Below are 22,063 nucleotides of genomic sequence, written 5' to 3' on the forward strand. Positions count from 1 at the left end.
GACCGGTGCGGCGCTCATCACCCCGGCAAGCGCCTCGGGGGATCTCCAGGCGATCGCGACGCGACGGGCCCCCGCCCCGGAGACCGGGGCGGGGGCCCGTACGAGCCGTTCTGCGCGGGTGGGTCAGCCGGAGCCCACGAACAGCACGAACAACGCCCATACGACAGGAGCCGTGGGCAGCAGCGAGTCCAGCCGGTCCATGATGCCGCCGTGGCCCGGGAGGAGCGTGCCCATGTCCTTGATGCCCAGGTCCCGCTTGATCATGGACTCGCCCAGGTCGCCGAGCGTGGCGCTGGCCGCGACGGCGAAGCCGAGCACCAGGCCCTGCCACCAGGTGCCGTCGTCGATCAGGAACTGCATCAACAGCGCGCCCGCGAGCATCGCGAACGACACCGCGCCGAGCAGGCCCTCGCGGGTCTTGCCGGGGCTGATGCGCGGAGCCAGCTTGGTCCTGCCGAAACGCCAGCCGACGGCGTACGCGCCCGTGTCGCTGACGACCGTCAGCAGCAGGAACGTCATGACGCGGAACGCTCCGTCGTCGGAGGCCAGCATCAGGGCGACGAACGTGGCCAGGAACGGCACGTAGAAGGCCGCGAAGACGCCGGCGGTGACGTCCTTCAGATAGCCCTCGGGCGGTTCCGTCATCCGCCAGACCAGCACCGCGAGCGCGGTGAGGGCCATGGCGACCCAGGCGCCCTCGGCACCCCGGACGTAACCGGCGACGACCATCGCGGCGCCGCCGACCGCGAGCGGCACGAGCGGCGCCTTGATGCCCTTGCGCTCCTGCAGCCTGCTGGTCAGCTCCCACAGACCGACGACGACGGCGACCGCGACCACACCGACGAACACGGCCTTGACGACGAGCAGCGACGCGAGGATCACCGCACCGAGTCCGACCGCGACCCCTATGGCCGCGCCCAGGTCTCGGCCCGCGCTCTTCTTCTGCGGTGCGGGCGCAGGCTGAGGGGCGTCGGGCATGGGCTCCGGATTCTGCGGCACCGCCGCGTGGGGCCGTGCCGACGGGGTGTCGTCGCCGCGGGCGGCGTCGCCGTAGGGCTCGCTGCCGTAAGGCGTGCCGCCGTAAGGCGGGTTGCCGTAGGACGCGGTGCCGTAGGGCTCGTCTCGGAACAAGGGGCCGCCCGGCCGAGCGGCCCCCCGGTCGTCATCCTGGTTTCCGCCGTGCGCGGGTACGTCGGGGACGATGGGCATGGGGCGAGTCTGCTGCGCCTCAGGCGCATCGTACGCGGGACCCGCCGGGGCGGCCCCCTGGACAGGACCCTGGGCGGCGGGCCCCCAGTACCCGGCCCGTGACCCGGCTTGTGGCGGTGAGCCCCAGGAAGAGTCGTTCATCAGACCTCGAGAAGCTCCGCTTCCTTGTGCTTCAGGAGCTCGTCCACCTGGGCGACGTACTTGTGCGTCGCGTCGTCGAGCTCCTTCTCCGCACGGCGGCCCTCGTCCTCGCCGACCTCGCCGTCCTTGACGAGCTTGTCGATCCCGTCCTTGGCCTTGCGACGGACCGCGCGGATGGACACCTTGGCGTCCTCGCCCTTGCTCTTGGCGACCTTGATGTAGTCGCGGCGGCGCTCCTCGGTGAGCTCGGGGAACACCACCCGGATGATGTTGCCGTCGTTGCTGGGGTTGACGCCGAGGTCGGAGTCACGGATGGCCTGCTCGATGTTGCGCAGGGCCGTCTTGTCGAACGGGGTGACTACCGCCATGCGCGGCTCCGGCACGGAGAACGAAGCCAGCTGGTTGATCGGCGTCGGCGCGCCGTAGTAGTCGGCCACGATCTTGTTGAACATCGCCGGGTGCGCACGGCCGGTGCGGATCGCGGCGAAGTCCTCCTTGGCGACCACGACGGCCTTCTCCATCTTCTCCTCGGCCTCGAGGAGGGTCTCTTCGATCACCACTTGCTCCTGCGTGTCTTGAGTAGGCCCGGCTGCGGTTCCTTGCGGGGGCGGCGGCCGGCTGCGTCGCGTCTTCTTCCTGCACGGTTCCCGACCGGCAGGACATTGTCCATCCTTCGGCCGGGGTCCGTCGCCCGGTCAGGTTCTGTCGTACGAGACCGGGGTTGTACCGGTCAGGCCCGGCTGCCTTGCTCACCCACAAGCGTGCCGATCTTCTCACCCTTGACGGCGCGAGCGATATTGCCCTCCGCCAGAAGCTCGAAGACGAGGATCGGAAGCTTGTTGTCACGGCACAGTGTGACGGCGGTGGCGTCGGCGACCTTCAGCTCGCGCGTGATGACCTCGCCATAGCCGAGGGCGTCGAACTTGACGGCCTCCGGGTTGGTCTTCGGGTCGGAGTCGTAGACGCCGTCCACGCCGTTCTTGCCCATCAGCAGCGCCTCGGCGTCGATCTCCAGGGCGCGCTGCGCGGCGGTGGTGTCGGTCGAGAAGTAGGGCATGCCCATACCGGCGCCGAAGATGACCACCCGACCCTTCTCCAGGTGCCGCACGGCCCGCAGCGGGATGTACGGCTCCGCGACCTGGCCCATGGTGATGGCCGTCTGGACGCGGCTGTCGATGCCTTCCTTCTCCAGGAAGTCCTGGAGGGCGAGGCAGTTCATGACCGTGCCCAGCATGCCCATGTAGTCCGAGCGGGCCCGGTCCATGCCGCGCACCTGGAGTTCGGCGCCGCGGAAGAAGTTGCCGCCGCCGATGACGACGGCGATCTCCGCGCCGTCCCGGACGACGGCCGCGATCTCCCGGGCGATCTTGTGCACCACGTTGGGGTCCACGCCCAGGCCCCCGCCACCGGAGAATGCCTCACCGGACAGCTTCAGCAGAAACCGGCCGCGTACCTTGCCGTCGTCGCTCTTCTGGGGCTTGGTGGTCATGGGAGATCCCGCCTCTTTCACGTGGTGCACATACGAAGAAGGCCACTGCCGGTGGGGTGTCGTCCGCAACCCATGCTCGGCAATGGCCTCCTCGTCAGATCTGCTGTCGTCCGTCACGCGTGCGCGTGACGGCGTACCGGACGACTGCACCCGACCCTATCGGGCCGACGCGTCGATCGCGGTACGGACTCAGATGCCGACCTTGATGCGCGTGAAGCGCTTCAGGGCGACACCGGCCTCGTCCAGGACCTTCTGGACGGACTTCTTGTTGTCCAGCGCGTACGGCTGGCCGAGCAGCGTGGCGTCCTTGAAGAAGCCGTTGAGGCGACCCTCGACGATCTTCGGCAGGGCGGCCTCGGGCTTGCCCTCGGCGCGGGTGGTCTCCTCGGCGACGCGGCGCTCGGACTCGACGACCTCGGCCGGCACGTCCTCCTTGGAGAGGTACTTCGGCGCGAAGGCGGCGATGTGCTGGGCGATGCCCTTGGCGACGTCGGCGTTCGGCTTGTCCAGCTCGACGAGGACACCGATCTGCGGGGGCAGGTCGGGCATCGTGCGGTGCATGTACGCGAACACGAAGCCGTCGGCGAACACCGCGAAGCGGTCCAGCACGATCTTCTCGCCGAGGTTGGCGTTGGCCTCGTCCACGAACGCCTGGACGGTCTTGCCGGCCTCGATCTCGGAGGCGAGCAGCGTCTCGAGGTCGGCCGGGGAGGTCTTGGCGACGTGCTCGGCGATCGCGCCCGCGGCGGCCTGGAACTTCTCGCCCTTGGCGACGAAGTCCGTCTCGCACTTCAGCTCGACGAGGACGCCGGAGGAGTTGTCGTCGGCGATGATCGAGACCACGGCGCCGTTCTCGGCGGAGCGGCCCTCGCGCTTGGCGACGCCCTTCTGGCCCTTGATCCGGAGCGCCTCGACGGCCTTCTCGACGTTGCCCTCGGCCTCGTCCAGCGCCTTCTTGCAGTCCATCATGCCGGCGCCGGTGAGCTCACGGAGCTTCTTGACGTCAGCGGCGGTGTAGTTCGCCATGATCTGTGAATCTCTCTCGGAGTTCGAAGTCTCGAAGATCTACGAAGATCTGGGGCGGTGGGTGAACGGCGGGCGGCGCAGTCAAGACGCCGCCCGCCGTCACTCTCGTCCCTGGGGCCGTACGGACGGCTCAGCCACCGTACGGCCTACGGCCTGACTCAGGCCTGCTCGCCCTCGGCGGCCGGAGCGGCCTCGGCAGCGGGGGCCTCTTCGGCGGCGGGCGCCTCTTCGGCGACCGGAGCCTCAGCGGCGGGAGCCTCGGCAGCGGCCTCGGCGGGCTTCTCGGCCTCGTCGGCCTTCTTCTCGCCCTCGAGCAGGTCGCGCTCCCACTCGGCCAGCGGCTCGCTGACGGCCTTCTCGCCCTTGTCGCCGGTGGCGACGCCGGAGCGGGAGATGAGGCCCTCGGCGACCGCGTCGGCGATCACACGGGTGAGCAGGGTGACGGAGCGGATCGCGTCGTCGTTGCCCGGGATCTTGTAGTCGACCTCGTCGGGGTCGCAGTTGGTGTCGAGGATGGCGACGACCGGGATGTTGAGCTTCCGGGCCTCGCCGACCGCGATGTGCTCCTTCTTGGTGTCCACGATCCAGACGGCGCTGGGCACCTTGGACATCTCGCGGATACCACCGAGGGTCTTCTCGAGCTTGGCCTTCTCACGCGAGAGGACCAGGAGCTCCTTCTTGGTCAGACCCGAAGCGGCGACGTCCTCGAAGTCGATGAGCTCGAGCTCCTTGAGGCGCTGCAGACGCTTGTAGACGGTCGAGAAGTTGGTGAGCATGCCGCCCAGCCAGCGCTGGTTGACGTAGGGCATGCCGACGCGGGTCGCCTGCTCGGCGATCGCTTCCTGCGCCTGCTTCTTCGTGCCGACGAACATGACCGTGCCGCCGTGGGCGACGGTCTCCTTGACGAACTCGTAGGCGCGGTCGATGTACGACAGCGACTGGAGCAGGTCGATGATGTAGATGCCGTTGCGCTCGGTGAAGATGAAGCGCTTCATCTTCGGGTTCCAGCGACGGGTCTGGTGACCGAAGTGGACGCCGCTTTCCAGCAGCTCCCGCATCGTGACGACGGCCATGGCCGTTCTCCTTGGGTTTCTCGGTTGTGCCGCGGGAACCGGACGGCTCCCGCGCCTGACGCCCGCGATGCGCCGAGCCACTGAGGACCGAGGGGCGCTGATACCGGGAGACCGACCGTGGCCGGCACCCGATACCGGGGCGTGCGAAGTCGACCCGGTGACCCGGATCGCCAGAAGAAGTGTACGGGACCCGCGGGCCGACGGGTGACGCCGCTGTCCACAACCGGCGAGTGGTCCACAGGTCGGGGCCGTGATCGCTCGGATGCGGAACGGTTTTCCCATGCATATGAACGCGAAGCGATGCCTCGGCGGCCTGGCGCTGCTCCTGTCGATGACGCTCCTGCCGATGACGCTCCTGGTCCTGGCGTCCGTGGCGTGGGCGGACCCGCAGGCCCCGCCGCGAGCCCCCGCGCCCCCTTCACCCGCGGTCCCGCAGATCGGCCGGGCCTGGCCGGTGGGCACGCGACCGGTGGTGCTGCGCGGCTGGGAGCCGCCGGCGACGCCGTACGCCCGCGGTCACCGTGGCGTCGATCTGGCGGCCCCGCCGGGCGCGCCGGTACGGACGGTCGCGGCCGGCCGTGTGTCCTTCGCGGGCCGGGTGGCGGGGCGGGGCGTCGTCTCGGTCGAACTGACGGCGACGGGCGAACCACCCCTGCGCACGACGTACGAACCGGTGCGGGCATCGGTGCGGAAGGGTGACGAGGTGGCCCCGGGCCAGGCGGTCGGCACGGTGGAGCCGACGGGCTCCCACTGCACCCGGACCTGTGTGCACTGGGGCCTGCTGAGCGGCAGGACCTACCTGGACCCCTTGTCGCTGCTCCCCCCATGGCTACACCACACCGGCCCACCCCGACTCCTACCGGTACTGGGCGTACCCCTGCCATGACCGACCGCCCGCGTCACGGCGGCGGTAGGGGCGGGGCGGTCGGCCCGGCGGGGCGGGCCAGTCGGGCGGCCGGGCCGGGCGGGCGGCGGTTGGGCGGGCGGCCGGCCGGTACGGGCGGGCCGGGCAGTCGGGCGCCGGGCCGGTCGAGGCGGGCGGGCGGGCCGGGCGGGCCGCCGGGCCTGGCGGGCGGGCGGGGCCGGCGGTCGGGGCGAGCGGGCCCGCCGGACCGGTCGGGCAGTCGGGCACTCGGGCGCCGGACCGGTCGGGCCGGGCGGTCGGTCGGGCCGCGCGGGCCGCCGGGCCAGGCGGGCGGGGCGAGCGGGCCGCCGGACCGGTCGAGGCGGGCGGCGGTCGGGCCGGGTGTTCGGGCGGGCGGGCCGGGACTCAGCCCTGGACGCCTCGCAGCACCATCGCCACCGCCGCGTCCGTGATCGCCGAGGGATCCTCCGCGGCGCCCAGCTCGATCCGTCGCACCGCCGCGTCCACGACGCCCTGCAAGAGCATCGCCGCCAGGCGGGGCTCCGCGTGCCCCAGTTCCGCCAGCGCCTCCCCGATCATCGTCACGAGGCCGCCGTGCGCGGCCCGGATCTTCTCCCGGGCCCCGGCGTCCAGCTCACTCGCCGAGATCGCGACGACGGCCCGGTGCCGCCGGTCGCCCACCAGCGCGAGCTGCCGCCGGACATACGCCTCGACCTTGGCCTCCGCGCCGTCGACGGCGGCCATGGCCGCCTCGACCTCCGCCGCCCACACGGGGAAGTCGACCTCGCACAGCTCCTCGACCACGGCGGCGCGCGAGCGGAAGTACTCGTACACGGACGAGCGCGCGAGGCCCGTCCGCTCGGCGAGGGCCGGAAAGGTCAGCGCCTCCGTCCCGCCCTCGGACAACAGGGAGCGTGCCGCGTCCAGGAGGGAGGCGCGCTGCATCGATCGGTGCTCGGCCACGGAGGCCGCTCGAATCCTTGGCACGTCAACACTCTACGGACGCGCCACCCCCGGCGGGAGTGACTCCGCCCGCACTTGTGTCATCCGGCCAGGTCGGCGAACGCAGCTCAACGACCGAAGCTCGCCAGTTTCGCGCGCAGCTGGAGCACGGACTTGGTGTGGATCTGGCTGACCCTGCTCTCGGTCACGCCCAGCACGTTCCCGATCTCGGCGAGCGTCAGCCCTTCGTAGTAGTACAGCGTGACGACCGTCTTCTCCCGGTCGGGCAGGGTGTTGATGGCCCGCGCCAGGAACCGCCTGAGCTCCCGGTCCTCGGCCACCTCCACGGGGTTGTCCGCGGCGGTGTCCTCGAGGGTGTCCATCAGGCTCAGCCGGTCGCCGCCCTCGCCCCCGACATGCAGCAGCTCCTCCAGCGCGACCACGTTGGCCAGCGACAACTGGCTGAACACGGCGTGCAGTTCGTCCACCGCGATGCCCAGCTCGGCGGCCACCTCGCACTCCGAAGGGGTTCGCCGCAGCCGCGCCTCCAGCGTGGCGTAGGCCCGCTCGACGTTGCGGGCCTTCTGCCGCACCGACCGCGGGATCCAGTCCAGCGCGCGCAGCTCGTCGATCATCGCGCCCCGGATGCGGGTGATCGCGTACGTCTCGAACTTGATCTCCCGGTCGATGTCGAACTTCTCGATCGCGTCGATCAGCCCGAAGACCCCTGAGGACACGAAGTCGGCCTGCTCCACATTGGGCGGCAGACCGACGCTCACCCTTCCCGCCACGTACTTCACCAGCGGTGAGTAGTGCAGGATCAGCTGCTCCCGCAGCCGCTCGTCCCCGGTCGTCTTGTACGAGCGCCACAGCTCGTCGAGCGTCGAGGGAGCGGGCGGGCGCACGCTGCCACCGTCACGGGCGGCTGGGGGGATCGCCGCCCGGTCGGACCCGGAGGTGTGCTGGGGCATTCGTCGCCTTGTGCCGTTCTGCCGTGAAGTGTGCGAGGTGGGTACCGCGTGGTGCAGTGGTGCCGTTCTGTGCCGGAATCCTCGTGAGCGTAGCGTGACTGGAGTGTCGCGGTGCGCGAAGGCCGTGCCCGGACCGGTACGCAGATACGTTCCGCTGGGCGCACTCCAGGGTCCCGCCGGTCGCCGTGGATGATCATCGGAGTGGGTCAACTGGCGGAATTCCCAAGGCTTTCGGCGTTCCCCCGGACGGCCGAACACCCCGGGTCAACACGGCGGGCGACCCCCTCGAACGGAGACCATCGCCTGGCGTGTCAACTTCCAGCCGTCGCCGTGTCGTTCGACATAGCCGAGCGCCTTGAGCTCGTACAGCCTCGCGATCGCGTCGTCGGGTGTGGTGCGGGCCTCGCGGGCGACCTCCTCGGCCGCCGCGGGCCTGCGGGCGGGCAGCGCGGCCAGGACCCGCCGGGCGCCCGGCTCCAGCAGGTCGCGCGGCAGCACCGGCCCACGCCGGTCCGGGGCCAGCTCGCCCATGTCACCCACCAACTCGACGATCTCCGCGGCGTCGGTGACCAGCACGGCCTCCCCCCGCAGGAGCTCGTGCACCCCGGCGGAGAGGCCGCTGGTGGCCGGCCCGGGCACTCCTATCGTGTGGCGGCCCAGCCGCTGCGCCGCCCGCGCGGTGACCAGTGAGCCGCTGCGGTAGGCGGCCTCGACGACGACCGTGCCCCGGGTGAGCGCGGCGATCACCCGATTGCGCAGGATGAACCTGCTCGGCGTCGGATGGTCCCCGGGCGGCAACTCCCCGACCACCAGGCCCTGTTCCGCGATCCGGTTGATCAACTCCGTGTGGCCGCGCGGATAGGGCTGGTCGACCCCGCAGGCGAGGACCGCGACGGTGGCGCCGCCCGCGCCGAGGGCGCCCCGGTGGGCGGCGCCGTCGACTCCGTAGGCGCCGCCGGACACCACGACCCAGCCCCGTTCGGCCAGGCCGCAGGCGAGGGCGGCGGCCATGTGGGCGCCGTACTCGGTGCAGGCGCGGGCTCCGACGACGGCGACCGACCGCAGCGCCCACATCCGCAGACTGGGCCGCCCGCGCACCCACAGCCCCAACGGCCGGGCGTCGCCGAGCTCGTCCAGCGTTCCCGGCCACTCGGCGTCCCCCGGGCACACGAACCGCACCCCGGTCTCCCGCGCGGCGGCCAGATCGCGCTCCGGCTCGGCCCGCCCGGCGCGCGCCCGCAGACCGGCCCAGCGCCGGGCGGTCACGCCCGGCAGCGGCTCCCCGTCGCTCCGCAGTCGCCGCACCACCTCCGGCACCCCGCGCTCCCGCACCCACTGCCCGCCCACCTCGTCACCGGGCTCGAGGACCCGCCCGAGGAAGACGCGGGCGAGCCGGTCGTCGGCGGATCCGCCACCGCCGTTCACGTCGCGGCCGTTCACGTCAGGGCCCCGAGGGCCATCGGGACACCGCGTGGCACCCCCGTGCGCAGTTGCAGGGCCAGGGCCACGTCCATCGCGCCGGGGCGGTCGTGTCCGACGAGGTCGGCGACGGTCCAGGCGACGCGCAGCACCCGGTCGAGCCCCCGGGCGGTCAGCACCCCTCGCTCCAGGTTCCGCTCCGCCTCGTCCATGGCCCCGACGGCGGCATGCCAGCGACTTCGCAGCTCGCGTCCCGGCACCTCGCTGTTGGTCCGCCACGGGGTGCCCGCCAGCCGGGCCGCCGCGCGCTCCCGGGCGGCCCTGACCCGGTCGGCGACGGTCGCCGTGGACTCCCCTCCGGGACCGCGGTGCGCGAGCTCGGCCCGGCTGACCGGGTCGACCTCGACGCGCAGGTCGACCCGGTCGAGCAGCGGCCCGGAGAGCCGCGCCTGATAGCGGCGGATCACGGAGGGCGGACACTCGCACAGGCTGTCCCGCTGCGAGAACCGGCCGCACGGGCAGGGGTTGGCCGCGAGCACCATCTGGAAGCGGGCCGGGAACCGGACCACTCCCGCACTGCGCGCGATCACCACATGCCCCGCCTCCAGCGGCTGCCTTAGCGCGTCGAGTGCCTGGCTGCCGAATTCCGGGGTCTCGTCGAGGAAGAGCACTCCCCGGTGGGCCAGCGACACGGCTCCGGGCCGGGCCATCCCCGCCCCGCCGCCGATCAGCGACTGCATGGTGGCCGAGTGGTGCGGGGCGCAGTACGGGGGCAGGTCGATGAGGGGCTTGCCCGGCGGCAGCAGCCCGGCCACCGAGTGCACCGCGGTGACCTCCAGCGACTCCTGCCGGCCCAGTCGGGGCAGCACGGCCGGCAGGCGTTCCGCGAGCATGGTCTTGCCCGCCCCGGGCGGTCCTTCCAGGAAGAGGTGGTGTCCGCCCGCGGCGGCCACCTCCACCGCGGTGCGCGCCGAGCCCTGGCCGACGACGTCCGCGAGGTCGTGCTCGTGGTCGTGCTGGGCGGCGCCGAAGCTGTGCATGCCGGTGGCCGCGCCCGTGCCGGGCATCCGCAGGCCGGCCAGGAGCGGATCCGGGCGGCCCGTGTCGTCCAGCTCCTCCTCGGGCACGGGTTCGTCCGCGAGGACGGCGATCAGCTGGCGCAGGCTGCGCACCCCGAGCACCGAGACCCCCGGGACCAGTGCCGCCTCGGCCGCGGCGCACTCCGGCACGACCACCTGTTCGTATCCGGCGTCGGCCGCGGCCAGCACGGCGGGCAGGATGCCCCGCACCGGGCGCACCCGTCCGTCCAGGCCGAGTTCCCCGATCATCACGATGTCGGTGAGGACCCGCGGGTCGATCCGCTCGGCGGCGCCGAGCACGGCGCAGGCCACAGCAAGGTCAAAACCGCTGCCGCCCTTGGGCACCGAGGCCGGGCTGAGTCCGACGGTGAGCTTCTTCTGCGGCCATTCGCCGCCCGAGTTGACCACCGCCGCCCGTACCCGCTCGCGGCTCTCGGTCAGGCTCTTGTCCGGCAGCCCCACCAGCGTGAAGGCCGCCACTCCCGGTTCGAGGTCGGCCTGGACCTCGACGACGACTCCTTCGACGCCCACCAGCGTCACCGAGCACGTGCGCGCGAACCCCATCTCAGGCCACCCCCCGCGCGTGCTCGACGACGGCCGCTCCGCGGCGGGGCAGGACGACGCCGATCAGGTCGATGCGGACGCCGCCCGGCGGAGCTCCCCCGTGCGCCTGGATCCATCGCTCGGCCAGGCCGCGCAGGCGCTCGACCTTCTCCGGCGTCACCGCCGCCATCGGGTGCTGGAATCCGCCCCCGCTGCGGGTCTTCACCTCGCAGACGACCAGGACGTCGCCGTCCCTGGCGACGATGTCGATCTCACCGGTCCTGCCACAGCGCCAGTTGCGCTCCAGGACCGTCATTCCGGCCTCGGCCAGCCGTCGGGCGGCCAGCTCCTCGCCGTACTTGCCGCGTGCACCACGTGCCAGATCCGCGTTCATGTCGGCACCACCTCCGGCACCGACACTCACGCATCCGCCGCCACCAGAAGGATCTTGGTGGAGAAGTCGGCGGCTGTGGACAACCTGGTCACCCGTGCGAGCGAACTCAGCTCCCCGGAAGCTCCAGGTCGCTCTTGTTCAGCTCCTCGATGTTCACGTCCTTGAATGTGAGCACCCGTACCTGCTTCACGAACCGGGCCGGCCGATACATGTCCCACACCCAGGCGTCCGCCATCGACACCTCGAAGAACACCTCGCCCTGGACCGAGTGCACCTGCATCTCGTAGTCATTGGTGAGGTAGAAGCGCCGTTCGGTCTCGATCACATATTTGAACAGACCGACGACATCGCGGTACTCCCGGTAGAGCTTCAGCTCCATCTCGGTCTCGTACTTCTCGAGGTCCTCGGCGCTCATGGCATGTTCCCCTTCAGCCGTGCGATCCCCCCATTGTGCGCCAGTCCCGTGCGCCTCTAGACGATTTCCGTGTCTAGGGTCACCGGTCCGGCCGGAGGACCTTCGTCGAGCAGCCTGCGCAGCAGCTCGGCGAGTCTGGTCGGATACACCGTCTCATGTGCCCGGGTCAGTTCCTGACACGTCCACCAACGTGCTCCGGCGACGCTGCGCCGCTCCAGCTCGGTCAGGGCCGTCGCGCGGGTCGCCGTCACCGTCGTACGGGCGAGGTAGTACCACTCGTCCTGGTCCCAGCGGCGGCCGGCGAACGGGAAGGAGCACCTCCGCCGCCAGAGCACCGGGCCGAGCTCGACCTCGGCGATCCCGGTCTCCTCGACGAGTTCCCGCAGGGCGGCCTCTTCACGGGTCTCATCGCCCTCGACGCCGCCGCCCGGCGTGAACCACCAGTCGTCGGCCGGGTCGTCGGGCTCATGGCCGTGCAGCAGCAGGATGCGGTCCTGCGGGTCGAGGAGGACGACCCGGGCGACCTTGCGCAGCCCGCCTTCGTACGAGTCGAGAGTCGCGCCCGTCGGCTCGTCCGCCGGGTCAGCGGGCACCGGCCGGCTCCGGCTGGTTGCGGCCGCGGCGGGCCGACGTCCGCTTGGCGATCGGGCCGTACGCTCCGCCGCCCAGCACCAGCACCGCGCCGACGACGATCATCCAGCCCATCGTCCGCAGCGGACCGGGCCGGGAGAGGTCGCCGAGGGTCTCGAAGCCCGTCGGACGCTTCAGCATGCCGTTCATGGGCCAGACGACGGCGTCGACGCGCGCCGTCACGGCGCCCCGTGCGACCGTGCCCTGCGCCGCGTCCGAGAGGTGGGCGGTGGAGTCCAGGGAGCCCTCCCGCTCGTCGCCGAGCAGGAACAGCCTGCCGTCGGGGACGGTCACGGTCGGGAAGTTCTTGATCTCGGCCAGGCTGCCCGCCGGCAGATACGGTTCCTCGATCTGCTTCCCGTTGACGGTCAGCTTGCCGTCGGTGCAGCAGGCGACCGTGTCGCCGCCGATCGCGACCACCCGCTTGACCACGGCCGAGTCGCTCGCCCAGGTCTTGTCGGTGAAGACGACCACATCCCCGCGGCGCACCTCACCGCCGTCGATCCGCTCGGCCAGGACGCGGTCGCCGGCGGCGATCGTCGGGCTCATGGAGGAGGTGGGCACGGTGTACGGCCGGTAGACCAGGGCGCCCCAGCCGAATCCGGCGAGGAACAGCACGAGGCCCAGTGCGACGGCCAGTCCGGACAGACGCTGTCCGGTCCGGCTGCCCACCGGGCCACTGCTGATGCCACCGCCGCTGTGCGGGGCCGTACGCGTAGTGCTCTCGCCACCCATGGATCCGCACCCTACCCGGCGGTACCGAACCGGGGCAGCCCCTCTTCCTCGGCATTCCCGGCCAGGGCCGCAACCTTGGGAAAGGGTTTGCCGAGCGGCAGGGGGAGGGTCAGCGGGTCTCGGCGTCCGCCGTGCGCCGACGGCGCCACAGGACCACCGGCACTACCCCGGCGAGGGCGAGGCCCTGCGGGGCGACCGTCAGGGCCGCGGAGGCCGCGGACTGGTCGCTCAGGCCGGTCTGGTCGAAGGTGTCCGGCACCGGCAGCGTGCCCCAGCGGGTGAGCGGCCAGGCCTTGACGATGGCACGGCCGACGACCTGGTCGACGGGCACCATGCCGTGGTTCTCGTCCGACTGGTTGTAGCGCGAGTCGCGGGAGTTCTGCCGGTGGTCGCCCATCACCCAGACGTACCCCTTGGGGACCTTCACCGTGAACTGACCACCCTGGTCGTCCTGGCTGCAGGGGGTGTTGCCGGGGTACACGTACGGCTCGTTCAGCGCCTTGCCGTTGACCGTGAGCGGACCCGTGCCCTTGCAGGAGACGGTGTCCCCGCCGACCCCGATGACCCGCTTGATCAGGTCCTTCTCCTCCGCGGACGGCATCAGGCCGATCCAGCTGAGGAAGGTCTGGAAGGCGTTCGGGTCGACGGTGGCCTCGCCGGCCAGCCAGTCGTCGGGGTCGTGGAAGACGACGACCTCGCCGCGCTCCGGCTCGGAGCCGAACCACGGGGTCAGCTTGTCCACCAGGACCCGGTCGCCGATCCTGAGGGTGTTCTCCATCGAGGCCGACGGGATGGAGAACGCCTGCACCAGGAACGTCTTGATCAGCAGCGCGAGGACGAGCGCGATCCCGATCAGGATCGGCAGCTCCTTCCAGAAGGAGCGCGGCTTCCTCGGCTTCGGGGCCGAGTCGCCGGAGCCCACCTCGTCGGTCCCGGGCGGCTCGTCCGCCGGAGGGCCGTCGCCGCCCGCCGCGGGGTCACTCCCGGAGGTCACGCCGCCGTCCAGAGCCGGGTCGGCGGCTTCCACGGGGTGTCCGCGATGATCCTCGCCGTCGTGCCCGGACCGTGCGCCAACCGCCACATCCCCCACGCCAACTCCTCACTCTGTGCCGCTGCCTGCCCCACATACGACGCAGGCCCACCACTCCCATAACGAGCGGGAGTTCCGCAGGGCTCGGGAGTTGTCGAATCGATCCGTTCGGATCGCCGGGAGCAACCCTATGCGACAGCTGGGCGGACGCGGTCGTCGTGGCCGTCGAGCCGGACACGGAAGAGAAAGTTTGCGGTTCTTTGAGGCGCACCCAGTGACCCAGCGGCCAGGCGATGACCATGGCCCGCCCCACCACCTCGTCCTCCGAGACGGTGCCGCCGTAGTCGGTGTTCTGATGGGCGCGGGAGTCCGCGGAGTTGGCCCGGTGATCTCCCATCACCCACAGCCGCCCCTGGGGGACGGTGATGTCGAAGGCCGTGGCGGAGGGCTCGTTGCCGGGATACAGATACGCCCCCTCCTCCAGGGGAACGCCGTTGACGGTCACCCGGCCCTGCGTGTCGCAGCACACGACGCGGTCGCCGCCCACTCCGACGACCCGCTTGATGAGGTCCTTCTCGTTGTCGGACGGCAGCAGACCGATGAAGGTGAGCCCTTCCTTGATCTGCTTGACGACGATCGGGTCCTCCTTCTTGGTCGTGGTCTGCTCGTCGTCCAGCCAGCCACCGGGATCCTTGAAGACGACGACGTCCCCGCGCTCGGGCTTCGAGCCGAACCACGGGGTGAACTTGTCGACCAGGACGCGGTCGCCGATCTGGATCGTCTGCTCCATGGAGCCGGACGGGATCACGAAGGCCTGGACGAGAAAGGTCTTCAGCACCAGGGCTATCAGGACGGCGACGCCGACCAGCAGCGGTACCTCCCGGACGGCCGACCGCCTGCGCTTGCGCTTGACCTTGCGCTGGAGCTTGCGCCGCTCCGCGCGCGAGCGGCCGCCGGACGGGCTGGCGGCGCGCCGGACGCCGGTGGGCAGGAGCTGGTCCGCGGCGGAGGTGGGCACGCCGCGCGGCTTGCCGCGGTTACCCATGGGCGCCCTCCGTGCCGGGCACGCGCGCGTAGGCGCCCGGTCGGGGCAGACGCGTGAGGTGGGCGTAGGGCCAGACGACCCAGTCGGCACGGCCGATCACCGCGTCGACGGGGATCATGCCGCCGCCCGGTGAGCCCAGGTGGTCCCGGGAGTCGCTGGAGTGACTGCGATGGTCGCCGAGGACGAACAGCGCGCCGTCCGGCACGACCGCGTCGAAGTCCACCGTGGACGGGCTGTCGCCGGGGTACAGGAACGTCGACTCGTCGACCGACCGGCCGTTCACCTGGATCCTCCCCTCCTTGTCGCAGCAGACAACGTGGTCTCCCCCTACACCCACGACGCGCTTGATGTAGTCGGAGTTCCCGAAGTACCCGGTGCCGTCGAACACGATGACGTCGCCGCGCCGCGGCTCGGCACCGAAACGGTACGCCAACTTATTTACGAGAACCCGGTCACCGATCCTCAATCCGTTTTCCATGGATCCGCTGGGAATCTGGAATGGTTGCGCCACGAAAGCGTTGAGGACCAGCAAAAACACCAGGCAGACCAGCAGGGTGAGACTGATCCGGCCGCCCGGGATCCGCTCCGTGATCCACGCCACCAACGCGAAACGCGACCGGCCCTCCGCGCCCGCTGGTTCAGGGCTGGAGGAGCGGTCGCGCTCCGTCGTCGTTCGAGCTTCGGTGTCCATCGGGGCCAGATGCTATCCGGCCCCTCTATGAACCCCTGAAGGCACTCAGTTGTCGCGCTTCTCCTTGATCTTCGCAGCCTTGCCGCGCAGCTCACGGAGGTAGTACAGCTTCGCGCGACGCACGTCACCGCGGGTGACGAGCTCGATCTTCTCGACGATCGGGGTGTGCACCGGGAACGTGCGCTCGACGCCGACGGAGAAGGAGACCTTGCGGACCGTGAAGGTCTCGCGGACTCCGGCGCCCTGGCGGCGGATCACCACGCCCTTGAACTGCTGCACACGGGAGCGGTTGCCCTCGATGACGCGGACGTGGACGTTGACGGTGTCACCCGGGCGGAAGGCCGGGATGTCGGTGCGCAGCGACGCGGCGTCGACATTGTCGAGCAGGTGAGACATTTCGTCTGCTTTCTTCGCTGATGCCACAGGTCATCAACGGAACTAGATGTTCGAAGATTGAGTGCCGTGTGCCCGTCGAGGCGGGCGTCGTGTCCCCCTGCGGCAGGGGCGCACACCGGACGGCGCACAACAGCGACCTATTCTTCCATGCCCTCGGTCCTGCGCCAAAATCGACCGTACGGCGCACCCTCCGGGTCGGGCATCCAGCCCAGGATGGAGAGCATCTCGCGGTCCTTCTTGTCGAAGGTCTTCGGATCGCAGCGCTCTATCAGGTCGGGCCGGTTGGCCGTGGTGCGGCGCAGGGCCTCGTCGCGTCGCCAGCGGGCGATCTTGCCGTGGTGGCCGCTGAGCAGCACCTCGGGGATCTCCCGGCCGCGCCAGGCGGGCGGCTTGGTGTAGACGGGGCCTTCCAGGAGGTTGGCCATGGCGCCGGGCGCGAAGGAGTCGTCGCGGTGCGACTCGGCGTTGCCGAGCACACCGGGCAGCAGTCGCGCCACGGCCTCGGTGACGACGAGGACGGCGGCCTCTCCGCCGGCCAGGACGTAGTCGCCGATGGAGACCTCGTAGACCGGGATCCGGGTGGCGTACTCGTCGATGACCCGTCGGTCGATGCCCTCGTAGCGCGCCGGGGTGAAGATCAGCCAGGGGCGTTCGGAGAGCTCGACGGCCAGTTCCTGGGTGAAGGGGCGGCCGCTGGGGGTCGGTACGACGAGCGCCGGTGCGTGTGCGCCCCGCTCGTAGCCGTCGGCGAGGACGGAGTCGAGGGCGGCGCCCCAGGGGTCGGTCTTCATGACCATGCCGGGCCCACCGCCGTAGGGGGTGTCGTCGACGGTGTTGTGCCGATCGTACGTCCACTCCCGCAGGTCGTGCACCCGGACGTCGAGCTGCCCGCGCGCGCGTGCCTTGCCGACGAGGGAGACGTTCAGCGGGTCGAGGTACTCGGGGAAGATCGTGACGACGTCGAGGCGCATTACGCCGTGCCCTCGCCTTCGGCCGCGTCCCGTTCGGAGGCGATCTCCGCCCGGTCGTCGATCAGCCCCGGCGGCGGGTCGATGACGGCCCGCTGCTCCTCGAGGTCGATCTCGACGACGATCGCCTCGACGAACGGGATCATCACCTCGGTGCCGTCGGGCCGCTCGACGATGAACAGGTCCTGGGAGGGCAGGTGCGAGATCTCGGTGATCCGGCCGACCTCGGCGCCGTCCTTGGTGACCACGTCCAGGTCCATGAGCTGGTGGTCGTAGTACTCGTCCTCGTCCTCCGGCAGTTCCTCCGGATCGACGTCGGCGATCAGGAGGGTGTTGCGCAGGGCCTCGGCGGCGGTGCGGTCGCGTACGCCCTCGAAGCGCAGCAGGAGGCGACCGCTGTGGACGCGGCCGGTCTCGATGGTGAGCGGGCCGGTGGCGGCCGGATCGGTGGCCAGCACAGCACCGGGAGCGAGCCGGAGTTCCGGCTCGTCGGTACGGACCTCGACGGTGACCTCGCCCTTGATGCCATGGGCGCGGCCGATGCGAGCGACAACCAACTGCACTTCTCTGGATCTCCTGTCGTAACGACTACGGGCCGGGGACGGCCCAGTGGCCCTCCCCGGCCCGAGCCGGTGCTGCGAAACGCGTTCAGCGAACGTGGTCCACGTCGACGAGGTCGACACGGACGCCCCGCCCGCCGATGGCGCCCACGACGGTGCGCAGAGCGCGTGCGGTGCGGCCGTTGCGGCCGATCACCTTGCCGAGGTCGTCCGGGTGCACCCGGACCTCGAGCACGCGCCCGCGGCGCAGGTTGCGGGACGCGACCTGCACATCGTCGGGGTTGTCGACGATGCCCTTCACGAGGTGCTCAAGCGCCTCTTCGAGCATGCTGCTCAGGCCTCGGTCGACTCAGAGGACTCGGCCGCGGCCTCGTCCTTCTTCTCGGCCTTCTTCTTCTGGGTGATGGCCTCACCCTTGCCCGAGTCGTCGCCGCCGAGGGCCTCGAACGACGGACGAGCCTTCTTCGGCTCGGCGACGAGCAGCGGCGCCGGGGCGGGCTCGCCCTTGAACTTCTGCCAGTCGCCGGTCTTCTTCAGGATGGCGAGCACGGGCTCGGTCGGCTGCGCGCCGACACCCAGCCAGTACGCCACGCGGTCGGCGTCGACCTCCATGACCGACGGGTTGTACGTCGGCTGGTACTTGCCGATCTCCTCGATCGCACGGCCGTCACGACGGGTGCGGGAGTCGGCGACGACGATGCGGTAGTGAGGCGAACGGATCTTGCCCAGACGCTTCAGCTTGATCTTGACTGCCACGGGAGTGGGTTCTCCTGGTTTTGACGTGGTTGGGCACGGCAGATTGCCGCGTGGGGTTGCGGTACCCGAGTGCCCGATGGACGCGTCAGCCGGAGGAGAGAGGGGTCCTGTGCGACTGTCGAGTACAGCTAGCCATTGTGCCACACCACCTGGGGCCCTTCCGGCCACGGGTGGTTCAGGGCATGCCTGACAGGCGCCCGGCGCCCGCGGGGAGCCGTCGACAAGGCGACGGCGCCCCGCGCCACGCTGAACCGGCAGCCACGAGATGCCGGTGCATGACCTGCCCGTGACTAGGCCGCGCCGACGATCTCCGGGATCCGGAACGGCTTGCCGCAGCCCCCGCACACGATCGGCGCCTGGGCCAGGACCGAGGGCACGACCCGCACGTTGCGCCCGCAGTCGCAGACGGCCTTCACCCGGACGCCTCCGCCGGAGGAGCCGTGGCGGGCCGCCGGGCCGCGGAACGTGCGGGTGGTGTCGGCGGAGGTGGCCGCCGTGTGGGCCTTGAGGGCCCGCTGGAGGCGCTCGATCGTCGGCCGGTAGCGACGCTTGGCCTCGGGGTTGAGCGTGACCAGGGAGAAACCGCTGCTCGGGTGCGGTTCCTCCGGGTGGTCCAGGCCCAGCTCCTCGGCGATCGCGAGGAATCTGCGGTTGTGGTAGCGGCCGGCACGGGAGGTGTCACGGACGCCTCGGGCGGCGGCGATGCCATGGACTGCTTCGTGAAGCAGTCGCTCGAAGGAGAGCTCGTGACCGCAGGCGGACGACGACTCCCCGATCAGGGACTCTGGCGCGGCGAGATCCGGCAGTTCGGGGTGGTACCGCTGAATGTCGGCCCACGCCTCTGCCAGCTCTGCGGCGAGAACTGGTGGTGTCTGTGTCGTGCTCACGTAATGACAACGAGCGGGAGTGCCCCTGTGTTCCTATTCCGGGGCATCCCAAATAATTTGCACGTACCCGTCAGTTGCCACTGATGCGTGGAGACGAGGGCGGGTGCGCTGATCTGCGGAGAAGCCTCACAGCTCATACCAAGCTGGTGCGTAGACCCCTTACGACCCGGCGCGTAGACCATGTCCGCGCGCCGGGGCAGGGATGATCCGCAGAGGCGCAAGGGGCGTTTCGGTCGCTCTCTCGGGCGGAGGGCGCTGTCTCAGTAAGCGCGCGCGACGATCGCGACGTTACCGGGGGCGTCCCCGTCGTCCGGCACCGACCCGTCCTCGGCGACCAGACACCGTACGGTCAGCGACTGCTCGGCCAGCCTGGCCTCGCCCTCCTCGCCGAGGGTCGCCCACGGGATGCGCGCCCAGCCGCCGGCGACGGCCGCCTCGGCCGCCTCCTCGATCGTCGACACGTCCGTCGTACGGGACTCGCGGCGCTCGCGGGACTGCTGCAGCAGCAGCGCCTGGTCCTCTTCCAGAAGGGCGGGCAGCAGACCGACGATCGTGTCGATCGCCACCGGCTCCTTGCCGCCCGGGATACGGCGGGCCAGCATCGCCGTGCCGTTCTCCAGGTCACGGGGCCCGATCTCGATGCGGACGGGCACGCCCTTCAGCTCCCAGTCGACCGCGCGCCGCCCGAACGGGACGTCGGTGCGGTCGTCGACCCGGACGCGGATGCCCGCCGCCTTCAGCCGGTCGCCCAGCTCGCGGACCTTGGCCAGAACCGCCTCGTCGCCCTTGATCGCCAGGACGACGACCTGGATCTGCGCCAGCCGCGGCGGCACCCGCAGTCCGTCGTCGTCGCCGTGGGTCATCACCAGCGCGCCGATCATGCGGGTCGTCGAACCCCAGGAGGTCTGCCAGACCAGTTCCTGGGCGCCGCCCTTCGACAGGTACCGGGTGTTGAAGGCCTTGGCGAAGTTCTGGCCCAGCTCATGGCTGGTGACCATCTGGAGGGCCTTGCCGTCGCCCATCATGCTTTCGAGGGTCAGCGTGTTGATTGCCCCCGCGAAGCGTTCCTTGACCGTCTTGCGGCCCGCGACGAAGTCGATCGCGAGGATGTTCTCCAGGAAGTCGCCGTAGACCTCGCGATGGATGCGCGCGGCGAAGTCACGGGCCTCCTCGTAGGTGGCGTGGGCCGTGTGCCCCTCCTGCCACAGGAACTCGGAGGTACGCAGGAACAGCCGGGGCCGCAGCTCCCAACGGACCACATTGGCCCACTGGTTGATCAGCAGGGGCAGGTCGCGGTAGCTCTGCACCCACTTGGAGAAGTACTCGTTGACGATCGTCTCGGACGTGGGCCGGACGACCGCCGGCTCCTCCAGCTCCTTGCCGCCGCCGTGCGTGACCACGGCCAACTCGGGCGCGAAACCCTCGACATGGTCCGCCTCGCGCGTGAGGTACGACTGCGGGATCAGCAGCGGGAAGTACGCGTTCTCGGTGCCCGTCTCCTTGATGCGGGCGTCCATCTCCGCCTGCATCCGCTCCCACAGCCCGTAACCGTACGGTCGGATCACCATCGTGCCGCGCACCGGGCCGTTGTCGGCCAGCTCCGCCTTGTTGATCAGATCCTGGTACCAGCGCGGGAAATCGTCTGCCCGCGGGGTGAGAACGGGTGCCTTTGCCATGGCGCGATGGTACGGGCCCAAGTTGCCGGAATGTGAATTCTGGCCACAGGCACAGCAAGTCCACAAGCCGGGCCCCGAGACCTCTGGACGCCGTCGCGTACGGGGAGTTACCTGACATACGGGGGAAGTGCGAGCGCACTGCACGGGGGCCACCTGATCGGTTACTGCGTCGATTCTCGGCGGATTGGGGCGCTTATCCATGACACCTACGCTCGTGCGACAGCACCTGCCTCACGCGGGACCGACGTCCCGCGCGGACCTGGGTGCACGCGCGCGTGACTGGTCGGAGATCCAGGAGCGGATGCTGGTGCCGCTCTACGAGGCCGTCCACGAGCGACTGGACGTGGGAGCCGGCACCCGGCTCCTCGCCCTCGGCTGCGGCTCCGGGCTCGCCCTGCTGATGGCCGCCGCCAGAGGCGCGGCCGCCCTCACGGGTGTCGAGCCCTCCTCCTCCGAGCGGCTGGCCCTCGCACGCGAGCGGCTGCTGCCGAAGGAGCCCGAGGAGCGCGTCACGCACGCGCGTGCGGGAAGCTCCGGCAGCCGCGACAGCGGCGGCTTCCGGCTCACCGACCGCTCGCCGAGGAACGCGGTCGACACGGCGACGCCCGCGTACAACCTGGTGACCGCCTTCGAGCCGATCGGGTGCCGCGCGGGCGACGCGGACCGGCTCGCCGCTCAGCTCACCGAGGCGAAGCCGCTCGCCGTGCGCGGCGCGCCCGTGGTGCTGGTCGGCTGGGGGCCGCCGGAGCGCTGTGCCACGTCGGCGGTGCTGCGGGTCGCGGCGAAGCTGGCGGATCCGCTGCGCGGCGGCACGGTCCGGCTGCGTCCGGCGCTGCGCGACGACCTGGAGGAGGTCGCCGGACGGGCCGGACTGCGGCCGGACGGCTCGGGGCGGGTGGCCTGCCCGTTCGGGTACGCGGACGTGGAGAGCGCCCTCAAGGGCCTGCTGTCCACCGGCCTGTTCGACGCGGCGGTCTCGGCGACGGACCAGGCGCAGGTCGACAAGGAGCTGACGGAGGCACTGCACCCGTACCGGCGCCCGGACGGGACGGTGTGGATGCCGAACGTGTTCCGGTACCTCATCGCGCGCACGCCCTGAACGCACGCCCGCGCACGCCCCCGG

At 70.9% G+C, this 22,063-nt stretch carries 25 protein-coding genes; 2 read left to right on the forward strand and 23 right to left on the reverse strand.

The window, feature by feature from the left end; genetic code table 11:
• Positions 1–123 precede the first annotated feature (123 nt).
• The 5 genes from ABZ725_RS35095 to rpsB form a co-directional block, all read right to left on the reverse strand.
• On the reverse strand, positions 124–1,350 hold the full coding sequence (locus ABZ725_RS35095; RefSeq protein WP_358806495.1) for a phosphatidate cytidylyltransferase: 1,227 nt from the start codon (positions 1,348–1,350) through the stop codon (positions 124–126).
• Entirely contained in the window at positions 1,350–1,907 is a 558-nt protein-coding gene (gene frr / locus ABZ725_RS35100; protein WP_351919555.1) for a ribosome recycling factor, read from the reverse strand. The genes ABZ725_RS35095 and frr overlap by 1 nt, the downstream gene beginning before the upstream one ends.
• 173 nt (positions 1,908–2,080) lie before the next feature.
• Entirely contained in the window at positions 2,081–2,839 is a 759-nt protein-coding gene (gene pyrH, locus ABZ725_RS35105; protein ID WP_351919554.1) for a UMP kinase, read from the reverse strand.
• 189 nt (positions 2,840–3,028) lie between these two features.
• On the reverse strand, positions 3,029–3,865 hold the full coding sequence (gene tsf, locus ABZ725_RS35110; RefSeq protein WP_358806496.1) for a translation elongation factor Ts: 837 nt from the start codon (positions 3,863–3,865) through the stop codon (positions 3,029–3,031).
• Between the two features lie 158 nt (positions 3,866–4,023).
• Positions 4,024–4,938: a 30S ribosomal protein S2 gene (gene rpsB, locus ABZ725_RS35115; RefSeq protein ID WP_358806497.1), complete on the reverse strand. Its 915-nt coding sequence runs from the start codon at positions 4,936–4,938 to the stop codon at positions 4,024–4,026.
• Between the two features lie 331 nt (positions 4,939–5,269).
• Between rpsB and ABZ725_RS35120 the strand changes: the two genes are divergently transcribed.
• Entirely contained in the window at positions 5,270–5,824 is a 555-nt protein-coding gene (locus ABZ725_RS35120; RefSeq protein ID WP_358806598.1) for a M23 family metallopeptidase, read from the forward strand.
• A 384-nt stretch (positions 5,825–6,208) separates the two neighbouring features.
• Here ABZ725_RS35120 and ABZ725_RS35125 read toward each other — a convergent pair whose 3' ends face one another.
• The 18 genes from ABZ725_RS35125 to proS all read right to left on the reverse strand — a co-directional run bounded on the left by ABZ725_RS35125 (position 6,209) and on the right by proS (position 20,940).
• The gene (locus ABZ725_RS35125; RefSeq protein WP_351911696.1) at positions 6,209–6,766 is read right to left on the reverse strand and encodes a helix-turn-helix domain-containing protein; all 558 of its coding nucleotides are present in this window, start codon (positions 6,764–6,766) and stop codon (positions 6,209–6,211) included.
• A 107-nt stretch (positions 6,767–6,873) separates the two neighbouring features.
• On the reverse strand, positions 6,874–7,716 hold the full coding sequence (gene whiG / locus ABZ725_RS35130; protein WP_351911615.1) for an RNA polymerase sigma factor WhiG: 843 nt from the start codon (positions 7,714–7,716) through the stop codon (positions 6,874–6,876).
• Between the two features lie 264 nt (positions 7,717–7,980).
• Positions 7,981–9,141, reverse strand: a complete 1,161-nt coding sequence (gene dprA, locus ABZ725_RS35135) for a DNA-processing protein DprA (RefSeq protein ID WP_358806599.1) — start codon at positions 9,139–9,141, stop codon at positions 7,981–7,983.
• Positions 9,142–9,152: 11 nt separating this feature from the next.
• Positions 9,153–10,778: a YifB family Mg chelatase-like AAA ATPase gene (locus ABZ725_RS35140; RefSeq protein WP_358806498.1), complete on the reverse strand. Its 1,626-nt coding sequence runs from the start codon at positions 10,776–10,778 to the stop codon at positions 9,153–9,155.
• A 1-nt stretch (position 10,779) separates the two neighbouring features.
• On the reverse strand, positions 10,780–11,151 hold the full coding sequence (locus tag ABZ725_RS35145; RefSeq protein WP_351911618.1) for a YraN family protein: 372 nt from the start codon (positions 11,149–11,151) through the stop codon (positions 10,780–10,782).
• A 106-nt stretch (positions 11,152–11,257) separates the two neighbouring features.
• Positions 11,258–11,566, reverse strand: a complete 309-nt coding sequence (locus tag ABZ725_RS35150) for a DUF2469 domain-containing protein (RefSeq protein WP_005311352.1) — start codon at positions 11,564–11,566, stop codon at positions 11,258–11,260.
• A 56-nt stretch (positions 11,567–11,622) separates the two neighbouring features.
• A complete protein-coding gene (locus tag ABZ725_RS35155) occupies positions 11,623–12,159 on the reverse strand; it encodes an NUDIX hydrolase (protein ID WP_358806499.1) in 537 nt (178 codons plus the stop codon).
• Positions 12,149–12,931 (reverse strand): signal peptidase I, encoded by a 783-nt coding sequence (gene lepB, locus ABZ725_RS35160; RefSeq protein WP_358806500.1) that lies wholly within the window; start codon positions 12,929–12,931, stop codon positions 12,149–12,151. Before lepB (ABZ725_RS35160) ends, ABZ725_RS35155 begins: the two co-directional genes overlap by 11 nt.
• A gap of 109 nt (positions 12,932–13,040) precedes the next feature.
• Positions 13,041–14,021 carry a signal peptidase I gene (gene lepB, locus ABZ725_RS35165; protein WP_358806501.1) on the reverse strand — a complete coding sequence of 327 codons (981 nt, stop codon included), beginning with the start codon at positions 14,019–14,021 and terminating at the stop codon, positions 13,041–13,043.
• Positions 13,909–15,006 (reverse strand): signal peptidase I, encoded by a 1,098-nt coding sequence (gene lepB / locus ABZ725_RS35170; RefSeq protein ID WP_358806502.1) that lies wholly within the window; start codon positions 15,004–15,006, stop codon positions 13,909–13,911. The genes lepB (ABZ725_RS35165) and lepB (ABZ725_RS35170) overlap by 113 nt, the downstream gene beginning before the upstream one ends.
• Positions 14,999–15,697 (reverse strand): signal peptidase I, encoded by a 699-nt coding sequence (gene lepB / locus ABZ725_RS35175; RefSeq protein ID WP_351911623.1) that lies wholly within the window; start codon positions 15,695–15,697, stop codon positions 14,999–15,001. Before lepB (ABZ725_RS35175) ends, lepB (ABZ725_RS35170) begins: the two co-directional genes overlap by 8 nt.
• Positions 15,698–15,742: 45 nt before the next feature.
• The gene (gene rplS / locus ABZ725_RS35180; protein WP_351911624.1) at positions 15,743–16,093 is read right to left on the reverse strand and encodes a 50S ribosomal protein L19; all 351 of its coding nucleotides are present in this window, start codon (positions 16,091–16,093) and stop codon (positions 15,743–15,745) included.
• Between the two features lie 137 nt (positions 16,094–16,230).
• Positions 16,231–17,064 (reverse strand): tRNA (guanosine(37)-N1)-methyltransferase TrmD, encoded by an 834-nt coding sequence (trmD, locus tag ABZ725_RS35185; RefSeq protein ID WP_358806503.1) that lies wholly within the window; start codon positions 17,062–17,064, stop codon positions 16,231–16,233.
• Positions 17,064–17,624, reverse strand: a complete 561-nt coding sequence (gene rimM / locus ABZ725_RS35190; protein ID WP_358806504.1) for a ribosome maturation factor RimM — start codon at positions 17,622–17,624, stop codon at positions 17,064–17,066. Before rimM ends, trmD begins: the two co-directional genes overlap by 1 nt.
• An 85-nt stretch (positions 17,625–17,709) precedes the next feature.
• Positions 17,710–17,949, reverse strand: coding sequence for an RNA-binding protein (locus ABZ725_RS35195; RefSeq protein WP_003973401.1), 240 nt, complete (start codon positions 17,947–17,949; stop codon positions 17,710–17,712).
• A gap of 5 nt (positions 17,950–17,954) precedes the next feature.
• Positions 17,955–18,377 carry a 30S ribosomal protein S16 gene (gene rpsP / locus ABZ725_RS35200; protein WP_358806505.1) on the reverse strand — a complete coding sequence of 141 codons (423 nt, stop codon included), beginning with the start codon at positions 18,375–18,377 and terminating at the stop codon, positions 17,955–17,957.
• A gap of 290 nt (positions 18,378–18,667) precedes the next feature.
• Positions 18,668–19,264 (reverse strand): hypothetical protein, encoded by a 597-nt coding sequence (locus ABZ725_RS35205; RefSeq protein WP_351911628.1) that lies wholly within the window; start codon positions 19,262–19,264, stop codon positions 18,668–18,670.
• A gap of 260 nt (positions 19,265–19,524) precedes the next feature.
• On the reverse strand, positions 19,525–20,940 hold the full coding sequence (gene proS / locus ABZ725_RS35210; RefSeq protein ID WP_358806506.1) for a proline--tRNA ligase: 1,416 nt from the start codon (positions 20,938–20,940) through the stop codon (positions 19,525–19,527).
• 199 nt (positions 20,941–21,139) lie between these two features.
• Between proS and ABZ725_RS35215 the strand changes: the two genes are divergently transcribed.
• Positions 21,140–22,039, forward strand: a complete 900-nt coding sequence (locus ABZ725_RS35215; RefSeq protein ID WP_358806507.1) for an SAM-dependent methyltransferase — start codon at positions 21,140–21,142, stop codon at positions 22,037–22,039.
• Positions 22,040–22,063 lie beyond the last annotated feature (24 nt).

This window comes from Streptomyces sp. NPDC006872, from assembly GCF_040635845.1.
In the GTDB taxonomy this organism is placed as follows: Bacteria; Actinomycetota; Actinomycetes; order Streptomycetales; family Streptomycetaceae; genus Streptomyces.